This is a genomic window from Pedobacter suwonensis (assembly GCF_900111825.1).
GTDB classification, from domain to species: Bacteria; Bacteroidota; Bacteroidia; order Sphingobacteriales; family Sphingobacteriaceae; genus Pedobacter; species Pedobacter suwonensis.
In genome coordinates this window covers 1-18,937 of sequence record NZ_FOJM01000027.1, presented here as the reverse complement: position 1 = coordinate 18,937, position 18,937 = coordinate 1, and the positions used below count along the sequence as shown (strand labels likewise).

Genomic DNA, 18,937 nt, shown 5'->3' with positions numbered 1-18,937 from the left:
ATTGCGGGGAGGAACGACGAAGCAATCTTATAATGACGAACAAACTAATTAATATGCGCTGAACTTAATTTTTTATTATACCTGAACTTATCCAGCTCTTCTGCTGCCTGCGGTAAATTATCGCCAGATAATATATCTGCACCATTATTAACCAAATGATAATAAATATTTTTTACCGGACTGGCTATGGCACTTTTATCAATATTACCCATAGTACCTAAAATAGTAGTAATGCCTTTATTGTGTAAGTATTGATATAATTCTTTATCTGGTGCGGAAACACCAACAAAAGCTACAATGCGGTTATTCGGGATCCCCAGTCCATTTAACCTTTTCAATTCTGCTTTTTTCTGAACAGATGCCGAAATCATTAATTCTGGCGCCAACTGATGCACTTCCTTTGCCTGATCTGCTGTGTAGGTGATGATAATGGAGTTACTTTCTGCTTTATACTGCCTAACTTTTTCAATCACTTTTGCATAAGAAACGCCTTTTTTCAAATCAATGGTCAAGAGCACTTTTCCTTTGCTCCAGCTGAGTACGCTATCTAAAGTGGGAATTTTAAATTTTGTTTCTTTGCCTTCATTATCTTTAAGGTTAAAGGCTTTCAGCTCTTCATGAGTATAACTGCCAATCGGCCCTTTCCCTGTAGAAGTACGGTCGAGCAGATCATCGTGCATAATCACCATTACGGAATCTTTACTGTAAGCAATATCAAATTCGATTACGACCGGATTATAAGTAGTGGCATTATCGAATGTTTCGATGCAGTTTTCGGGATAACCTGGCATTGGCCCTCCGCGGTGCGCGCTAATTAGCGGAAAACGGTTCTCTGGCGTCCACTTCAAGAATTGATATAACTCCGTAATGGTATTGAATTTAATATAGTGATGCTTTTTCTCCTTTGGCGTGCATGAGGTAAACAGTATAACAATAACCAGTAATAACAAATGGTGGAATTTCATGGTTCAAAAGTAGGAAAAAATGAAAGATAGAAGCGGTAAAATAGCATGTTAAATATCTACCGGGTTAAATGAATAGCTATTAAAGGGTTAATGGGTTAATTGTTGAAATCGGTTAATTGGATTACCCTTTAACCCATTGATAAAATTAGCATTGCATTTGATGATAACTATCCTTTTGTAATTGATATTTAAAAAATTATGTCCACAAATTGGCCATCTAAACCTGATTGCAGCGGACACGATCCCGATTTTTCATCACATCAACAGAAATAAAGCAGAAAACAGGGTATCTGAAACCCATTAGCACTGACACTGCTTTTCAAAATACCTAAACCATATAAATGATTTAAGAAAATATGAGCTGATTGGCCAAGCATCTGATTCTTTAAAAAGATGCGGGAAGAATTCTGATAGTTATTAAACCAACATAACGATAGCATTGCCTTTGCGTTGGATCAAAAACCTTCAACCTTATACCTTTAAACCCTCCGCCTTTTTATTATCTTTGCTGCATTATGGCTCAAAAGAATAACGACGAACAATTTAAAAATGTAATATCACATGCTAAAGAATACGGTTTCGTATTTCAGAGCAGCGAAATATATGATGGCTTAAGTGCTGTTTATGATTACGGCCAATTGGGTGCCGAGTTAAAAAACAACATAAAAACCTATTGGTGGAAAGCCATGGTGCAAATGCACGAGAACATTGTAGGGATTGACTCTGCAATTTTTATGCACCCAAAGGTTTGGAAAGCCAGCGGACACGTGGATGGCTTTAACGATCCGATGATTGACAATAAAGATTCGAAAAAACGATACCGTGCCGATCAGTTACTGGAAAACAAAATTGATGAATTATATTCGGAATTAGCCAGTTTCAGTGCGGAAAACAAAGCCAAATTTGAATCGTTTCAACAGGAGATATTGGGTTTAAGTGACGAAGGACAAGCTGCCTGGATCCCTGGTTTTAAAGATGAAGAAACGATTTTAGATAATACAAAATATCCATTTGTTGATGAGGCCAGCTGGAGATTTGTTAGAAAGGGTTTGGCGCTTGAAGTAGAAATGAACCTTGCACTTAAATCTGAAAACCTAGCACAGTTAAAAGATTTAATCGTAAACTATAAAGTAATCTGCCCGATTTCTAAAACTTCAAACTGGACCGACGTGCGTCAGTTTAACCTGATGTTCAGCACCCAATTTGGTGCTATGGCCGAAGGCAGTGATGAGGTTTATCTTCGTCCGGAAACCGCCCAGGGAATTTTTGTAAATTTTTTGAATGTTCAAAAGTCAGGCAGGATGAAAATTCCTTTCGGTATTGCGCAGATTGGTAAAGCTTTCAGAAATGAGGTAATTGCCCGCCAGTTTATTATGCGTATGCGTGAGTTTGAACAAATGGAAATGCAGTTTTTTGTTCGCCCGGGTGAAGACAAAAAATGGTTCGAATACTGGAAAGAAGCACGTTTAAAATGGCATAAGGCTTTAGGCGTAAACCCAGAAAAATACCGTTACCACGACCACGTTAAGCTGGCGCACTATGCCAATGCCGCTACCGATATTGAATTCGAATTCCCATTCGGGTTTAAAGAAGTTGAGGGTATCCACAGTCGTACAGATTTCGATTTGAAGCAGCACCAGGAATACTCCGGCAAAAAAATGCAGTATTTCGATAACGATTTAAATGAAGATGGTAAACCTTACGGCAATTATATCCCATATGTAATCGAAACGTCTATCGGTTTAGACCGTATGTTCTTGTTAACGATGATCAATGCGTTTGAAGAGCAGGATTTAAGCACTGAAGATAAGCAAGACAGCCGTACTTTATTGCGTTTACACCCTGCTTTGGCACCATACAAAGTAGCTATTTTCCCATTGACCAAAAAAGACGGTTTACCGGAAAAAGCACGCGAAATTATGGATGAACTTAAATTCGATTTCAACTGTATTTACGAAGAGAAAGATGCGATAGGTAAACGTTATCGCCGTCAGGATGCAGTAGGTACGCCTTTCTGTATCACAGTTGACCACCAGAGTTTAGAAGACAATACGGTTACGATTCGCCACCGCGATAGCATGGAGCAGGAACGTGTAGCCATTGCCGATTTAACTGGTATTATTGGTAAAGCAACCAGCTGGAAGGCATTGTTGGCTTAAAAACACCAATTCGTCATGCTGAATTTATTTCAGCATCTAAATAGATGTTATCGAGTCGCAGGTTTTACCCCTGCGACTTTTTTGTATCATAAAAATATCTTCACGGCATTATTAACCCAAAAACAACTTAACACTCTTGAAACTATCTTTCAAATTAATCTCCTTGGCCTTTACCTTCCTCCTCTTTATTTCATCCTGCAAAAAAGAAACACCTTTACCAGAAAAAGATATTTTTAGCATAAAAATAGATGATACTTTAATAGAATTCACTGACAATGCTGTAATTAGTAGCAATTTTACAATCAGCCCAAGCTGTAAAATGCTTAGGATAATAGGTAGCGGTTCAAACCGGATGCTCAACCTGAACATTATCGGTTACAATGGAGTGGGAGAATATATTTTAAATCTCAACCAGATACAGGTAGCCGGTGCTTATGTTAAAAAGGCACTAAGTGGCGAAAATGAAGAAAATTATATCTTAAGTGATGGAAAAGTACAGATTCTCAGCGTAACTGATCAAAAGATTAAAGGCACTTTCCATTTTATTGCAACAGATTATAGCAACACGATGGCAAAAACAATCGATGGAATTTTTTACCTAGGCATAGATAAGCAATAAACCACGCACATGCATAACATCGATAAATCGCATGATATATCATCCTTCCATCATAAAAACTGCTGCCGGCAATCTTATTTCATATTCTTTTAAGGAATGATATCTCTGTTAAGCGATCAACAGCATAGATATGAAAATTCCACAGAAGTTTTTTGCCCGTCGACATGAAATTGCGGCAGATTATTTAAAAGAATTAGACAAACACCTTGACGACATTGTAGCTGGCCGTGCCACAGAAATGTTTGAGGTAAGAGATTTTGCCGAGCTTATTCATGTTCATCCTACACATTTAAGCAATACCATAAAAGCCGCTACCGGGCACTCGCCCTGTTATTTTTTCGAAGAGCGCTTAATGGAAATATCCAAATTGATGTTACATAATGTAAACATGCCTATTGCCGAAATTGCCAGGATATTAACTTACGATCCGTCCAACTTTACCAAGTTTTTCAAACACTTTGCCGGCCAAACGCCAAAACAGTATCGCGAGGCTTATTTCGAGTCTCTAGCTACCAATACGGAAATTGCCACCACATAAAACTTAAACAGTCACCATTTTTACTTAAGCTGTCACCATTTTTACAGCCGATTTCCATCTAATTTTGTTTAACAAATAAAAAGAAAATGGAAACACAAAATAAAATTGCCCTGGTAACTGGCGGTAGCCGTGGATTGGGAAAAAACGCAGCCATAAAAATCGCCTCAAAAGGAATCGGTGTAATTTTAACCTATCAATTTAAAAAAGATCAAGCAGATGCTACCGTAAACGAAATTAAAGCACTTGGTGTACCTGCAGCAGCAATTCAGTTAAATGTTGGCGATGCCAAAACTTTTGACGCTTTTTTCAGTGAGGCTAAAAGTGTATTAAAATCTGTCTTCAATGCCGAAAAATTCGACTTCCTGATCAATAATGCAGGGATTGGCATCCACGCTTCATTTGCTGATACTACGGAGGAACAATTTGATGCCCTGGTAAATATCCATTACAAAGGCGCTTTCTTTTTAACCCAGAAAGCCTTGCCCTTATTAAATGATGGCAGTGGAATCATTAATATTTCATCGGGACTGGCTCGTTTTGCAACCCCTGGCTACGCCGCTTATGCTTCGATGAAAGGTGCGATAGAAACCTTGACCCGATACCAGGCCAAAGAGTTAGGTGCAAGAGGAATCAGATCGAACGTTGTGGCTCCTGGTGCAATTGAAACTGATTTTGGTGGTGGAATGGTACGGGACAATGATCAGATTAATGCCGCAATCGCCGCCAACACTGCTTTAGGCCGTGTGGGCTTGCCAGATGATATTGGGGGTGTAGTTGCATTTCTATGTACCGAAGAGGCAAGATGGATTAACGCCCAGCGTATTGAAGCATCAGGCGGTATGTTTCTATAGATTTTTCACTATTCTTAACCACCAAGGCAGGAAGACCACAAAGAAATTAACTTTTGTGACCTGGTGTCTTGGTGGTTATTTTTTCGATATAGCTTGTGAAAGCCGAACATTACTTCAAATCCCTCATCAGAAAATAATCTGCATCAAACGGCGTTATTCATGAAAACCATCTGATGCGTAAAATACTTTTACCTATTCTTTTATCCTTATTCTTCGTTACCGGCGTAAATGCTCAAAAATGGACAGATGCCGAGTTCCGCAGGGCCAATACCGCAGTAAATGCTAATTATTTAACCAACGAGGAAAAAAATGTGGTGATGTATATGAACCTGATCCGCATTGATGGCGAGAAGTTTTATTATACTTTTTTAGAAGATTACATTAACAACTATAACGCTAAGGTAAAGCAATATAGAAATTACAACCAACTGCGGATTGCCCGCAACAACAGTTATTATACTTCTTTATTAAAGCATTTGAAGGGGATAAAAAATCTACCGGTATATTACCCCAACGGTAAATTGACTGATTTGAGCCGTAGTCATGCGCAGGATCTTAACCGAAACAACCTCAGCACACATGAAAGCAGCAATGGAGATCAGTTTTCCAAGCGTATATCCAAATATTTCCCAAACAAAGCCATGAGCGAAAATATCGACTTTGGTTTCTCAAACAGTTTGGACATAATATGTCATTTATTGTTAGATTGTGGCGTACCTTCCCTTGGTCACCGGTTCACCCTGATCGATCAGAAATACAAACTAAATACTGTTGGTGTAAGTATCCAGCCCCATCCGTCTTACACATGGTGTGCGGTGATTGATTTTGTGGCCTTACCCTCTGCTGATGTTGAGGAGGAGTAATACATCAATGATCTTTTACCCGGGCAATAAAAATTTAATTGTAAATTGCGCCTAAAAATAATAACGAATAATTTAAGTAATGCGCAAAGCAATTTTAGCCATAATTGATTTTTTTTACCCCCCTTTTAAAAAGTTTATTTCACTCCATAATTTCAGGTATATGGCCACTGGCGGCGGCACCTTGCTACTGGGTATCCTGAGTTATTATTTTGCCTATTTTGTTATTTTTAAAACAGAGGAAGTAAATTTTGGCACATTTGTGCTTCAAAGAGAAACTGCCTCATTATTAATAGACTACGCTGTTGCCATTCCAACCAGTTTTTTGCTCAACAAATACGTGATATTTACACATAGCGAATTAAAAGGAAGGGTGCAGCTTTTCAGGTTTTTGAATCTTCAGTTTATCAATATACTGGCCACTTATGTTTTTCTGAAATTTTTATTGGAACTTTTAAGAGATTATCCAACTTTATCCATTTTATCAAGAATACTTGTTTCAGTATCAATGGCTCTTTTCAGTTACCTGTATCAACATTATTTCACTTTCAGTGTGAAGAAAATCGGAGATAAAACAGGCAAGCAGGATTAATCAACCGCAGCAATTATTGGCCACGGAAGCACAGAAAGCACGGAATTAATGTTACCAAAAAAATAAAGCTCAAGGTAAAAGCACAAGCTTTCGTACCTAAACGGGATGGTAGCGGTATCCTTTTGTGTCGCCCTGAGCGCAGCCGAAGGGCAGCAAAAGATATAGCGAACAGCCCGGCCGGAACCTACCGATAAATTGCTATAGCACCTTTCCAAATGATCAATCTATTTACTCTTTTTGAAAAGCAGTTGCACAAGCATTTGGGTTTCTTCAGTCCCGCCTTCGCTTCAAGTCCTCACTCGTGCCTCGCTCCGGGCTTTATGCACCAGTCGGGTTTAGGTGCGCATGATAGTACGGCTATTTTCGTTTTATAGCTAATCGCAGAGAAAACCGGGTTCATCTGCACAAGCACCTGTAAATAAACGGGATGGAAGCGGCATCCTCCGATTTAAGCACTATTTTTTGTTTTCTTTTATAGAGTGCTTGCTTGTTTCACAGGTTTCATTGGAGATATAGCGAACAGCCCGGCCGGAGCTTCCCGATAAAACGCTACAGCACCTTTGCAAATCATCAATCCCTCATTTTAGTCACCAGAAAACCTTTATTGCCTTAACCTGTTAATTTATGCAGCTGCTTTCTTGTTAAGATAAAAACAACATCCTAACTTAGCTGCCGACCAACTTATTTCATAAACAAAGCATGAGCCATTTTAATGATTTTAATAATGCGCAGGTAGCTAAATTGCCCAATCACTTAAAGCAGTTTATTGTTGCACAAAATTACGAGAAATACACGCCTGTAGACCAGGCCGTATGGCGGTACGTAATGCGCCAAAATTATAGTTATCTTAAAAATGTAGCTTATTACCCTTATATAAAAGGCTTACAACGAGCTGGTTTGAGCATCGAATACATTCCTGATCTGCAAACGATGAATGATAATCTGGGTAAGATTGGCTGGGGTGCCGTAACGGTTGATGGATTTATTCCACCCGCAGCTTTTATGGAATACCAGGCCTATCGGGTATTGGTAATTGCTGCCGATATACGCCAGATTAACCACATCGAATACACCCCGGCACCAGATATTATACACGAAAGTGCCGGCCATGCACCCATTATCGCCGATACCGATTACAATAATTATTTAAGTTATTTTGGTTCTATTGGTGCGAAAGCCATGTTTTCGGCAAAAGATTTTGAGCTTTACGAGGCCATCAGAAAATTATCCATTCTGAAAGAAGCGGTAGATGCGGATGAATTGCAGATTGCCCGGGCAGAAAAGGAACTGCGCTATATTAGCGAAAATATGGGCGAGCCCTCTGAAATGGCATTACTGGGCCGCTTACACTGGTGGACAGTTGAATATGGCTTGATTGGCACATTAGAAAACCCGAAAATTTATGGTGCCGGCTTACTTTCATCTATTGGAGAAAGTGCAACCTGCATGAAAAATGATGTAAAAAAACTTTGGTACAATATTGATACGATTAACTACGCTTACGATATTACCAAGCCGCAACCGCAGCTTTTTGTAACGGAAACATTTCAAAACCTGATTGATGTTTTGGAAACCTTTGCCAATACCATGGCCTTTAGAAAAGGTGGCGCTGAAAGTATAATGAAAGCCATTGCCTGTAAAAATGTAGCCACTGCTGCTTACAGTTCTGGCTTACAGGTTAGTGGTATTTTTACCGATATGGGCATTAACCCTAATGATGAAGTAACCTTTGTTAAAACTACAGGACCATCTGCACTGGCCTTTAATAATAAACAACTTACCGGACATGGAAAAGATTACCACGCAGATGGCTTTTCATCACCTGTTGGCCGTTTGAGCGGATCAGAAAAACCATTAGAAGATTACAGTTTACCGGAACTACAATCACTGAACCTCAGAAAAGGTGAGAAAACCGTATTAACATTTGAAAGCGGCATCAGTGTAAGGGGTACGGTTAAAGATATGATTATAGAAAACAATAAGCTCCTTTTAATTGCCTTTGACGATTGTACGGTTACCGAAAGTAACGGAAATATATTATTTAAACCAGAATGGGGTACTTACGACATGGCTGTTGGGGAACAAATCGTATCTGTTTTTAATGGCGCTGCAGATAAAGATGCTTATGAGGAGATTACCTTAATCAGTAAAGAGAAAACGCATCATATTACTTATGATGATAAAACGCTAAAACTGCATGGTTTATACCGGGCAGTCAGGGCGATTAGGGAAAGTGGTGAAAACCTGGATCAGCTTGGCGAAATCTTCTTAAAACTAAAAACAAGCCACAGGCAAGACTGGCTTTGCGCCCTGGAAATTCTGGAGATTATTTACCATAAAGAGATTTATTCCCAGCTGGAAAAGGAAATCCAGGTCTACCTTGAAATTAAGGCCGGTAAAGAACCAGATCACACCAAATTAATCAATGATGGTTTACATGTGATTAAAAATCCGGTAAGTCAGCTGCTTGTGGAAGATTGATTGATAGCAATTCTTCATGTTAAGCATGAAGTAAAAATCACAGTTGTAATGTGATTAACACCATTTAAAAAGTATTTTTTTAATTACTAATTGGCGATAAAATCGCCGGTTTCAATAATCCTCGTTACAAACGAGGACTATGACAAAGAACCTTTTAACTTTACAACAATTTTTAACATTTCTTAATGAACATTATAATTACAGGTGCCAGCAGCGGAATCGGTTTCGAAACCGCTTTAGAGTTTAGCTTACAGAAAGAAAACAAGATAGTTGCTATTTCCCGTTCGGCAGATAAGCTGCGTAAACTGCTGGAGATTGCCCGTGGCATTAATCCCGACTGTACCCTTTTACCGGTAGAGTTTGACATTGTAAACGATGACTATGCCGCACTGATTCCTTTTTTGAAAGAGCGTTTAGGCACGGTAGATATCCTGATCAACAATGCAGGAGCTCTAATCAACAAACCGTTTTTAGACACTACGGAAATTGACTTGGGCGAGATGTTACAGAGCAATGTGATTTCGCATTTCAGAATGATACAAAATATTTTGCCTTTAATGCAAAGCGGAAGCCACATTGTAAACATTGGCAGTATGGGTGGTTTTCAAGGGAGTGTTAAATTCTCCGGACTTTCAGCATATTCAGCTAGTAAGGCAGCCTTACACACCCTAACAGAATGTCTGGCTTTTGAATTGGCAGAAACCGGAATCAAAGTGAATTGCCTTGCCCTGGGATCTGCACAGACAGAAATGCTGGAAGCAGCTTTTCCCGGATACCAAAGCCCTGTGATGGCTTTTGAAATGGGAAAATATGTTGCTGATTTTGCCAAAACCGGGCATAAATTTTTTAACGGAAAAATTTTACCTGTAGCGGTTACCACACCGTAATCTTATATTTTTTAGTAATTTGCAATATCGAAAAACTAAAAAACCTATGGAAACAAATTCTCCTTTTAAAACAGCAGATAGCGGCAAGAATGCGGCGATAGTAAGCTACTTTTGGTTTATTGGCTGGTTAATTGCCTATTTTGCCATGTATAAAGACAACCAGACTGAACTAAGCAGGTACCATTTAAAACAAACACTGTTGTTCCATCTGGTGTCAACCGTATTGAGCTGGGCATTAAGTTTACTGTTAATTCCATTAATTTTTTCAACTGGCTTTGGAGGCAGTTATTATATGCTACGTATCGTTCAGATCGGACTTTTCGTATTGTGGATAATCGGATTAATTGCTGCCATTCAGGGAGAAAAGAAACCAATTCCTTTAATTGGCGACAAAGCTCAAACCATGTTCCCAAATATCTAATCGAAGTTAAATATTTAATTTAAGTCCGGGTTAATGCACTCGGACTTTTTTGTTTTAACTGGTTTTCAACATTTTAATGCGCTTTATATATTTTTCATATCTTTGGCTCCAACATATGAAGAAAATAATAGTCCCGATTTTGTTTTTCATTTTGTCTGCCACGGCAGGAAAAGCCCAAACAATCTTACCCGCACAGTACCAGGAACTGGTAAAGAAATTAGTGGCCAGTCTTCCAAAAAATACTACGGTTACAGAGAAAAGTTCTTCCACAAATTCAACTACGCTTATCGATTTTGCCAAAAGTATGCTGGGTATACCCTATCGTTATGCCACAAGCAACCCAAAAGTTGGTTTTGATTGTTCGGGCTTCGTGAGTTATGTATTTAGTAATTTCGGTTTCAAAGTTCCACGTTCTTCGAGAGAGTTTAGCTATGCGGGTAAGGAAACCAGTTTAGAAAATGCAAAAGTGGGCGATGTGCTGATTTTTACCGGCACTAATTCCAGAATAAGAAGGATCGGTCACGTAGGGATTGTTTATTCGATTGACGAGAACGGAATTAAATTTATCCATGCTTCCTCGGGTAAAGCACATCAGGTAACCATTACCGATCTTAACGGCCATTACAAAGACCGTTTTATGAAAATTGTAAGTATCCTTTAATTACTTTTTATACTTCCACATTCTTGTCTTGCCCTCTGCAAGCCATGCTAAAGTGGTTTCCAATCTTTTTAATCTGGTCGCTTCGGTTTTGGCTTCTTCCAGCCATAATATATAATCTTTCTTATTGGAAGGACTGAAATTCTGGAATACTGCTAATGCTTCGGGTGCTTCATTTAAGGCCTCTACAAAATATTCCGGTACAATAATCTCTTTTTTCTCAGTAGATTTTGGCTTTGAGGGCAGCTTTACGTTGTCTTCATTTAATTGAATTGCCTGTTGAATGTAAGCGATCAGGATTTCATCTGAAGGCAGGTCGTCAAAAGATTTTATTTTGCCCAGTAAGCCCATGGATTCAGACCGTTCTTTAAAAATACCGTACTCATCATTTATTAAAGCTCCTTTCCAGAAACCAAAGGCGCAATGATGTTTGAAGGAAGCCATATGGCAAACTGTACCTTTATAATCGAAGAATGGCATCCCCCATTTAATTTTCTCTTCAATTCTTGCATCGGCTTTATGTACCAGATTTCTTAGATGATCTAAGATAGGAATGGCAAATTCTGCAGCGTTGATAATGTACTGATCTACTTGAACACTGGTATGCATAGGATAAGATTTTATAAATAAATTTACAACAGAACAATCTTTAAAGCAAGATCTACATCCCCTCCATTCAAAAATTTCCGGGCCAGTTCGTGCAGCTCTCTTTCTCGGTTGGTGCTGTCGCCAATGGTTGCATCGAGTATTTCTTTTACTTCGGGGTTTGTGCTGATCAAATCAATTTCTTCATCAGTAGGTAATTGCTCCACGTTGCCGAGCATACCCAAATCGTTTCCGGTTAATACTTTCGAAAAACGGACTGCTTGTGGTAAACAGTCTACACCAATACCCAGTTTGGCTAAAGGTTTAGCCACCTTAAACAAATTATCACTGGTCACCCGGCAATACCAATCGCCGCCCAAACGTGCAACAAGATCCATTTTATGCTGATCTATTTTGCCATTTTCATCTAAAACCGCCTCATTAATATGAATCACTTTTATTTCAGCCAGTACGAGGTTTCCGGCACCGTGTTGATCTCCTAAAGCAATCACTTCATTCACCACACACTCAAACTGCACTGGCGCTTCTGCAACTCTTGGTGGCCGAACCAGATCAGATTTTAACATTGTAAATCCCGCCTTCTCGAACTCATTAACGCCTTTGGCATATTCAGTACTGGCCAAACTCATCTGCTGCACCATATCGTAATTTACAATATTGATCACGCATTCTTTAACCTCCAGAACATTTTCCAGGCTATGTTTAATGGTATTATCACGCACTCTCCTCGATGGCGAAAAAATACAGATCGGTGGATTGGTGCTGAACATATTAAAGAAACTGAAAGGGCTTAAATTTATATTTCCTTCAGCATCAATAGTAGAGGCAAAGCAGATCGGCCGCGGAGCGATGGCATATTGCAGGTAGTTTTGTAGTTCTACCGGGGATAAATCGGATATTTTTAAAGTTAGCAAGAGTATTTTGTTAAATGTTGATAAAAGGTTAAAAACTGAGATTACAATAAAGAGTGTCCGTCATTTCGAGCGAAGTGCAACGAAGTCGAGAAATCTATCTCTAGGAAGATCTCTCCGTTGCGCTACACTTCAGTCAAGATGACGATCCTTTCATTAAACTGTTATTCTGATTATTTTACTTTTTCTTCAAAGCCAAAATTGAAAAATCTGTATCAGCTTTTGTAATCGTATTGGTTAATGCACCCAAACCCGTTATCTCCATCTCTACCACATCACCCGGCTGCAGCCATTGCACTTTATAATTCGGATCGTTAAGTAAACCGGTACCGTTTAACTCCAGGAAACAACCTGTCCCAACTGTTCCTGAACCAATTACATCTCCGGGCAGAATATCTACACCGTAGGCACAACGCTCTATAATTTCGGCAAAAGTCCAGTCCATATCGGCAGCGTTTCCTTTTGATACCTCAATGCCGTTTACCCTGCAGGTCATTTTAAGGTCGTAAGCGTTACCCACATGTCCTTCTTTAGGTGCAACTTTATACTGCAGCAATTCATCTGGTGTTACCAACCATGGACCAATTACGGTAGAAAAATCTTTTCCTTTTGCAGGGCCTAAATTCAACAACATCTCTTCCATTTGCAGAGTGCGGGCACTCATATCGTTCATTACCATGTAACCTGCAATATATTCATCTGCTTCGGCAGCTTTAATGTTTCTACCTTTTTTACCAATAACAACGGCGAGTTCCAGCTCGAAATCCAGCTTGTCAAAATGATCTGGCATACATTCAATTTCACCTGTTCCCTGAATAGCATTATGATTGGTAAAATAAAAGATCGGATACTCATCAAATTGAGGAATCATATCTACTTTTCTGTTTCTGCGTGCCGCAGCAACATGCTGCCTGAAAGCGTAACCGTCACGGCAACTGGTAGGATGCGGAACAGGTGCTAAAATCTCGTAAAAAATTTCTTCTTTAGCGGCTAAACTACCCTCTTTTATCTGGTCATCTATCCTTTTTGCTCTTTCCATTAACACTTCGCCACCTTGTAAGAACATATTCATATTATCCGGAAGCAATTTATCGCAGCTATTTAAATTATAAATATGCCCCTCGATAAATATGCCCAGATGCTCCCTGTCTTCGGTTTTATAAGATACTAATTTCATATATGATTTGGTTAAATACGCGGTAAAGCTAAGCAATTAGCCCATTCAAAATAAAACTTAAGCGTGATTATTTTAATAAGGTATTCTTGTGAAGATGTAACTAAAGATAATTAAAATTTTAACTTTTAAATAAAATACTTACCTTGGTACCATTAAAACCATGATCTTAAAAGCATTACATATTAATCTGGTAAACGACGCCATTGCAGCGCGTCGCTACAGTATGCTATCCAAGCTGATCATGGCTCAGTATTCGCTGTAACTTTCATCTACCTTTCTTTTTATTTGAAACGCATTGCCGTTTTAATTGTTCAATTATTAGGATTTTTCTTTCTAACCATAACATCATTTAATTATGCCTGTTTATCATAAAATGGGGCAGATTCCAGCTAAACGTCACACGGTTTTTCGTAAGCCTGATGGGAATCTTTATGCCGAAGAACTGGTATCAACCGAGGGTTTTTCCAGTTTATATTCATTGGTTTATCATTGCCATCCGCCAACCATTGTAAAACACTTAGGCGAGCCTTATAGTGTTGAGCCAAAAATAGCGCGCGAAAAGCACTTGAAACACACCAGTTTAATCGGTTTTAACATTAAAGCGGAAGATGATTTTCTACAAAGCAGAAAAGCTGTTCTGGTAAATAGTGATCTGCATATCGTTCTGGCTGCGCCAAGAAAGTCGATGACCGATTATTTTTATAAAAATAGTCAGGCAGATGAGATGATTTTCGTACACGAAGGTTCCGGAAAACTGAAAACAGGATTCGGAGAAATTAAATTCGCTTATGGCGATTATCTGATTATCCCCAGGGGCACTATTTATCAGATGGAATTTGATACGGAACAAAACAGGTTGTTTATTGTAGAAAGTTTTAGTCCGCTAAGGCCTCCAAAAAGATATTTAAATCAATATGGGCAGTTAATGGAGCATGCGCCTTATTGTGAACGCGATTTGAGACTACCAGAAAACCTGCAGACACATGATGAGTATGGTGATTTTAAAGTACTCATTAAAAAGCAGGGCTTAATATATCCTTATACGTATGGCACACATCCTTTTGATTATGTAGGCTGGGATGGTTATCATTATCCCTATGCTTTTTCTATACACGATTTTGAACCGATTACAGGCCGGTTACACCAGCCACCTCCGGTCCATCAAACTTTCGAAGGGCACAATTTTGTGGTTTGCTCTTTTGTTCCACGCAAATACGATTACCATCCTGATTCGATTCCTGCGCCTTACAACCATAGCAATGTAGATAGTGATGAAGTGCTTTATTACGTTGATGGTGATTTTATGAGCCGCAAAAGCGTGGTTAAAGGACAGATTACGCTACACCCGGGCGGTATCCCGCATGGGCCACATCCGGGTACAGTGGAAAAATCAATCGGAAAAGAAAAAACCGATGAGCTGGCGGTAATGATCGATCCTTTTAAGCCTTTAATGCTTACACAGGAAGCCCTGGATATTGAAGATGAAAGCTATCATAAAAGCTGGCAGGAAGGATAGTCGGGAGTCTTGAGTCCTTAGTCTTCAGTCGGAAGTCCGGAGACCGAAGATAGAGTTCATTTAAATAGTCAGAAGTCGGGAAAAGACCGAATTCCGAAGATAAAATGCATAGAAATAGTCAGGAGGAACATAGACCGAGGATAAAGTGCAAAGGGAATAAATAGTGAGCAATTATCCAACATTTAAACTTTACAACATTCAACCTTATAACATTTAACAACAACATACATCCGACTTCGGACCTCCGACATCGGACATAAATAACAACAAACAGATGGAAACACAAACATTCGCAGAGAAAATATCAAAAGCACCAGATTTTCTGCCTATTAACGGAACAGATTATATCGAATTTTACGTGGGTAACGCCAAACAGGCCGCTCACTATTATAAAACCGCGTTTGGTTTTCAAAGCTTAGCCTATGCCGGGCCAGAAACCGGCGTACGCGATCGTGCATCTTATGTATTGCAACAGGGTAAAATCAGGCTGATCTTAACCACGGCACTAAAATCAGATCATCCAATATCAGAACATGTAAAAAAACACGGAGATGGTGTAAAAGTACTGGCGCTTTGGGTTGATGATGCTTATAGTGCTTTCGAAGAAACTACAAAACGTGGTGCCAAACCTTACATGGAGCCAAAAACCTTAACAGATGAACATGGTGAGGTGAAAATGAGCGGCATTTATACATACGGCGAAACGGTACACATGTTTATTGAGCGCAAAAATTATAATGGCACTTTTATGCCAGGTTACCGTGTATGGGAAAGCGATTATCAACCCACAGACACCGGCCTGTTATATATTGATCATTGTGTAGGAAATGTGGGTTGGAACCGCATGAACGAAGCCGTACAATGGTATGAGGATGTAATGGGCTTTGTAAATATTCTTTCTTTTGATGATAAGCAGATCAATACAGAATATTCTGCCTTGATGAGTAAAGTGATGAGCAACGGGAATGGATATTCGAAATTCCCGATCAATGAGCCGGCAGAAGGTAAAAAGAAATCGCAGATTGAAGAATACCTGGAATACTACGAAGGAGAAGGCGTTCAGCATATTGCCGTAGCTACAAAAGACATCGTTAAAACAGTTAAAGAACTAAAATCACGTGGTGTTGAATTTTTAAGTGCGCCACCAGAAGCTTATTACGACATGATGCCGCAGCGTGTAGGCAAAATTGACGAAGAAATATCTTTATTAGAGAGTCTGGGCATTTTAGTCGATTGTGATGAGGAAGGTTACCTTCTGCAGATTTTTACCAAACCGGTTGAAGACCGCCCTACCCTTTTCTTCGAGATTATTCAACGTAAAGGTGCACAAAGCTTTGGCGCGGGTAATTTTAAAGCACTATTCGAATCTTTGGAGCGCGAGCAGGAATTAAGGGGTAATTTATAGTGTAATAGTAATTCCGTCATCTCGAGCGGAGTGCAACGTAGTCGAGAGATCTGCTCATATAGATCTCTCCATTTCGCTTTGCTTCAGTCGAGATGACGGCTAATTATCACCTATAACACCTCTCCCAAATGCTTGTAATTCGACTTTATCGTATCCAGAACCTCACTCATTTTCCCACCCAGCATTAATTTGGCCATCGATTCTGTCATGCCTTTTATTTGCTCCCATTCTATTTTTGGTGGCATTGCCAAAGCATTCGGATTAGTCATGATGTTTAACAAAACAGGCCCATTTTCATTTAGCGCATAACTAATTGCGGTTTCTACTTCTTCGGGTTTGGTTACCGTCATTCCTTTAAATCCCATGGCCTGTGCTACCAATGCAAAGTCTGGATTAACCATATCAGTTTCATTATCTGGCAAACCATCAACCTCCATCTCCAGTTTCACCATTCCCAGGGCCTTATTGTTAAAAACAATCAGTTTTACAGGCAGGTTATATTGTTTGATAGTAGCCAGATCGCCTAAGAGCATTGATAAGCCGCCATCACCACACATGGCAATGACCTGTTGTTCAGGATGTGCCAAAGCAGCACCAATGGCCATCGGCATGGCATTCGCCATAGAGCCATGGTTAAAAGAACCCAGCATTTTACGTTTGCCTGTTCCATCAATAAAACGTGCTCCCCAAACGCAGCACATGCCGGTATCAACGGTAAAAATGGCATCATCAGCCGCTAAACGGTTTATCGTTTCGGCTACAAATTCGGGCTGGATTTTATTTTCCTCACCCTGATCTTTAACATAAACCTGCTGCCTCTCCTTAACCTTCTGATAGAATTCTAATTGAGATTGCAGGAAACTATCGTCTTTTTTCTCGGAGATGACTGGTAATAAAGCTTTTATGGAATCAGTGATGTTTCCACATAAACCCATGGTCAGTTTAGCCCTTCTGCCCAATCGTTCAGGCTTTTCATCAATCTGCACAATTTTGTTCTTAACCGGCATAAAATTAACATAGGGAAAATCTGTTCCCAGTAAAAGCACTACATCAGCCTCGTGCATGGCATGGTACCCTGATGGCTGTCCTAAAAGGCCTGTCATCCCCACTTCATAAGGATTATTGTATTGTATGCCCATTTTCCCTCTGAAAGAAAATCCCACCGGTGCCTTTAATTTGGCTGCTAATGCTACTACTTCATCATGTGCTTCGGCTGCACCGATACCGCAATAAATCATAATTTTCTTTTCACCATTAAGCAGGTCTGATAAATCTTTCAACTCCTGATCAGATGGACGGATCATCGGTTTATTGTTGAATAGTTGCATAGAAGTTACACTTTCCACCGCATCGAGTTGTGCCACATCGCCGGGCAAACCAAAAACGGCAACGCCTTTTTTATGAATGGCATGCTGAACAGCCGTTTGAAACATCCTGGGCGCCTGCTCGGCCGTGGTGGCTACCTGGTTATAGTAACTACAATCGTCGAATAATTTTATGGTGTTCGTTTCCTGGAAAAAGTCCATTCCAAATTCGCCTGTTGGAATGGTTGATGCTATGGCAATAACCGGAACATGACTTCGGTGTGCATCATAAAGACCGTTAATTAAATGTACATGACCGGGGCCACAGCTGCCCGCACAACACGCGATTCCGTCAAGTTCGGCTTCGGCGGCGGCAGCAAAAGCCCCCACTTCTTCATTGCGTACGTGAATCCACTTTATCTTGCCATTTCTTCTTACAGCGTCGTTGAAATAATTCAAACTGTCTCCGGTAACGGCGTAAACTCTTTTTACGCCAACCTCAACCAGCATGTCTACCAGTTGTTCTGCAACATTTTTACCCATGAAAATACTTTTTAATGATGGATTTGATATACCTAATAAATAGTAGAAGCTGGTGGATTGTTTTAGGCTAAAAGCAAAAAGAACCAATCTGACCTTGAAAAGACTTTAGATCGATGGTAACATCTGTAAGCAACAACAGCTGCATGAAGTTTCTTCACTAAAACTTCATAAATGAAGTGCACCTTTGAAATAACAAAACACGAAGCGATTTCAATTTTGTTAAATTCTAAAAACTCATAATTAGTTTTTTAGTTTTCCGGTTACCCTTATCTGATACCTCATGTATTGCAAAATACATGAGGTTTTTTTGTTAAATTATTCAATAATACTCTATTTGGAATTATGAAATATCTGAAGGTTTCTTATAGATCTTTTTAACAGTATCGTCACCCTGAACCGAGCCTCGCGAGTTCACCGATGGTAAGTTATTTCAGGGTCTATCTA

The 18,937-nt window shown here is 39.5% G+C and carries 17 protein-coding genes; 12 read left to right on the top strand and 5 right to left on the bottom strand.

All coding sequences use genetic code 11. From position 1 onward, the window contains the following. Positions 1-44: 44 nt before the first annotated feature. Complete coding sequence (locus BM107_RS23785; protein ID WP_090988070.1) at positions 45-965, bottom strand: glycerophosphodiester phosphodiesterase family protein; 921 nt, start codon at positions 963-965, stop codon at positions 45-47. A 515-nt stretch (positions 966-1,480) separates the two neighbouring features. Between BM107_RS23785 and BM107_RS23780 the strand changes: the two genes are divergently transcribed. The 10 genes from BM107_RS23780 (at position 1,481) to BM107_RS23735 (ending at position 11,034) form a co-directional block, all read left to right on the top strand. Beyond that, positions 1,481-3,124 carry a glycine--tRNA ligase gene (locus tag BM107_RS23780; RefSeq protein WP_090988068.1) on the top strand — a complete coding sequence of 548 codons (1,644 nt, stop codon included), beginning with the start codon at positions 1,481-1,483 and terminating at the stop codon, positions 3,122-3,124. A 319-nt stretch (positions 3,125-3,443) separates the two neighbouring features. Beyond that, on the top strand, positions 3,444-3,743 hold the full coding sequence (locus BM107_RS23775; RefSeq protein WP_139222333.1) for a DUF6252 domain-containing protein: 300 nt from the start codon (positions 3,444-3,446) through the stop codon (positions 3,741-3,743). 130 nt (positions 3,744-3,873) lie between these two features. Then, entirely contained in the window at positions 3,874-4,281 is a 408-nt protein-coding gene (locus tag BM107_RS23770) for a helix-turn-helix domain-containing protein (RefSeq protein ID WP_090988063.1), read from the top strand. Between the two features lie 86 nt (positions 4,282-4,367). Further along, positions 4,368-5,132 carry an SDR family NAD(P)-dependent oxidoreductase gene (locus BM107_RS23765; protein ID WP_090988061.1) on the top strand — a complete coding sequence of 255 codons (765 nt, stop codon included), beginning with the start codon at positions 4,368-4,370 and terminating at the stop codon, positions 5,130-5,132. Positions 5,133-5,305: 173 nt separating this feature from the next. Next, the gene (locus tag BM107_RS23760; protein ID WP_090988060.1) at positions 5,306-5,995 is read left to right on the top strand and encodes a CAP domain-containing protein; all 690 of its coding nucleotides are present in this window, start codon (positions 5,306-5,308) and stop codon (positions 5,993-5,995) included. Positions 5,996-6,074: 79 nt separating this feature from the next. Next, positions 6,075-6,584, top strand: a complete 510-nt coding sequence (locus tag BM107_RS23755) for a GtrA family protein (RefSeq protein WP_090988058.1) — start codon at positions 6,075-6,077, stop codon at positions 6,582-6,584. Between the two features lie 699 nt (positions 6,585-7,283). Next, positions 7,284-9,065 carry an aromatic amino acid hydroxylase gene (locus tag BM107_RS23750; RefSeq protein WP_090988056.1) on the top strand — a complete coding sequence of 594 codons (1,782 nt, stop codon included), beginning with the start codon at positions 7,284-7,286 and terminating at the stop codon, positions 9,063-9,065. Positions 9,066-9,250: 185 nt separating this feature from the next. Then, complete coding sequence (locus BM107_RS23745) at positions 9,251-9,952, top strand: SDR family oxidoreductase (RefSeq protein WP_090988054.1); 702 nt, start codon at positions 9,251-9,253, stop codon at positions 9,950-9,952. A 46-nt stretch (positions 9,953-9,998) separates the two neighbouring features. Further along, positions 9,999-10,373 carry a DUF4870 domain-containing protein gene (locus BM107_RS23740; protein ID WP_090988052.1) on the top strand — a complete coding sequence of 125 codons (375 nt, stop codon included), beginning with the start codon at positions 9,999-10,001 and terminating at the stop codon, positions 10,371-10,373. Between the two features lie 115 nt (positions 10,374-10,488). Further along, positions 10,489-11,034 (top strand): C40 family peptidase, encoded by a 546-nt coding sequence (locus BM107_RS23735; RefSeq protein ID WP_090988050.1) that lies wholly within the window; start codon positions 10,489-10,491, stop codon positions 11,032-11,034. Here the strand turns inward: BM107_RS23735 and BM107_RS23730 are convergent, their stop codons facing one another. The 3 genes from BM107_RS23730 to BM107_RS23720 form a co-directional block, all read right to left on the bottom strand. Next, entirely contained in the window at positions 11,035-11,640 is a 606-nt protein-coding gene (locus BM107_RS23730; protein WP_090988048.1) for a YdeI/OmpD-associated family protein, read from the bottom strand. Between the two features lie 23 nt (positions 11,641-11,663). Next, entirely contained in the window at positions 11,664-12,551 is an 888-nt protein-coding gene (locus BM107_RS23725) for a flavin reductase family protein (RefSeq protein WP_090988046.1), read from the bottom strand. Between the two features lie 175 nt (positions 12,552-12,726). Then, positions 12,727-13,725, bottom strand: coding sequence for a fumarylacetoacetate hydrolase family protein (locus BM107_RS23720; RefSeq protein WP_090988044.1), 999 nt, complete (start codon positions 13,723-13,725; stop codon positions 12,727-12,729). Between the two features lie 355 nt (positions 13,726-14,080). Here BM107_RS23720 and BM107_RS23715 point away from each other — a divergent pair, with 355 nt between their 5' ends. Then, the gene (locus tag BM107_RS23715; RefSeq protein ID WP_090988042.1) at positions 14,081-15,241 is read left to right on the top strand and encodes a homogentisate 1,2-dioxygenase; all 1,161 of its coding nucleotides are present in this window, start codon (positions 14,081-14,083) and stop codon (positions 15,239-15,241) included. Positions 15,242-15,515: 274 nt separating this feature from the next. Beyond that, positions 15,516-16,646: a 4-hydroxyphenylpyruvate dioxygenase gene (gene hppD / locus BM107_RS23710; protein WP_090988040.1), complete on the top strand. Its 1,131-nt coding sequence runs from the start codon at positions 15,516-15,518 to the stop codon at positions 16,644-16,646. A gap of 110 nt (positions 16,647-16,756) precedes the next feature. Here hppD and BM107_RS23705 read toward each other — a convergent pair whose 3' ends face one another. After that, on the bottom strand, positions 16,757-18,493 hold the full coding sequence (locus tag BM107_RS23705; protein WP_090988038.1) for a thiamine pyrophosphate-dependent enzyme: 1,737 nt from the start codon (positions 18,491-18,493) through the stop codon (positions 16,757-16,759). Between the last annotated feature and the right edge of the window lie 444 nt (positions 18,494-18,937).

What these genes read in the sequence shown, in the direction of transcription:
- BM107_RS23785 (WP_090988070.1), bottom strand. Translation starts at nt 965, where the DNA reads ATGAAATTCCACCATTTGTTATTACTGGTTATTGTTATACTGTTTACC.
- BM107_RS23780 (WP_090988068.1), top strand. Translation starts at nt 1,481, where the DNA reads ATGGCTCAAAAGAATAACGACGAACAATTTAAAAATGTAATATCACAT.
- BM107_RS23775 (WP_139222333.1), top strand. Translation starts at nt 3,444, where the DNA reads ATGCTTAGGATAATAGGTAGCGGTTCAAACCGGATGCTCAACCTGAAC.
- BM107_RS23770 (WP_090988063.1), top strand. Translation starts at nt 3,874, where the DNA reads ATGAAAATTCCACAGAAGTTTTTTGCCCGTCGACATGAAATTGCGGCA.
- BM107_RS23765 (WP_090988061.1), top strand. Translation starts at nt 4,368, where the DNA reads ATGGAAACACAAAATAAAATTGCCCTGGTAACTGGCGGTAGCCGTGGA.
- BM107_RS23760 (WP_090988060.1), top strand. Translation starts at nt 5,306, where the DNA reads ATGCGTAAAATACTTTTACCTATTCTTTTATCCTTATTCTTCGTTACC.
- BM107_RS23755 (WP_090988058.1), top strand. Translation starts at nt 6,075, where the DNA reads ATGCGCAAAGCAATTTTAGCCATAATTGATTTTTTTTACCCCCCTTTT.
- BM107_RS23750 (WP_090988056.1), top strand. Translation starts at nt 7,284, where the DNA reads ATGAGCCATTTTAATGATTTTAATAATGCGCAGGTAGCTAAATTGCCC.
- BM107_RS23745 (WP_090988054.1), top strand. Translation starts at nt 9,251, where the DNA reads ATGAACATTATAATTACAGGTGCCAGCAGCGGAATCGGTTTCGAAACC.
- BM107_RS23740 (WP_090988052.1), top strand. Translation starts at nt 9,999, where the DNA reads ATGGAAACAAATTCTCCTTTTAAAACAGCAGATAGCGGCAAGAATGCG.
- BM107_RS23735 (WP_090988050.1), top strand. Translation starts at nt 10,489, where the DNA reads ATGAAGAAAATAATAGTCCCGATTTTGTTTTTCATTTTGTCTGCCACG.
- BM107_RS23730 (WP_090988048.1), bottom strand. Translation starts at nt 11,640, where the DNA reads ATGCATACCAGTGTTCAAGTAGATCAGTACATTATCAACGCTGCAGAA.
- BM107_RS23720 (WP_090988044.1), bottom strand. Translation starts at nt 13,725, where the DNA reads ATGAAATTAGTATCTTATAAAACCGAAGACAGGGAGCATCTGGGCATA.
- BM107_RS23715 (WP_090988042.1), top strand. Translation starts at nt 14,081, where the DNA reads ATGCCTGTTTATCATAAAATGGGGCAGATTCCAGCTAAACGTCACACG.
- hppD (WP_090988040.1), top strand. Translation starts at nt 15,516, where the DNA reads ATGGAAACACAAACATTCGCAGAGAAAATATCAAAAGCACCAGATTTT.
- BM107_RS23705 (WP_090988038.1), bottom strand. Translation starts at nt 18,493, where the DNA reads ATGGGTAAAAATGTTGCAGAACAACTGGTAGACATGCTGGTTGAGGTT.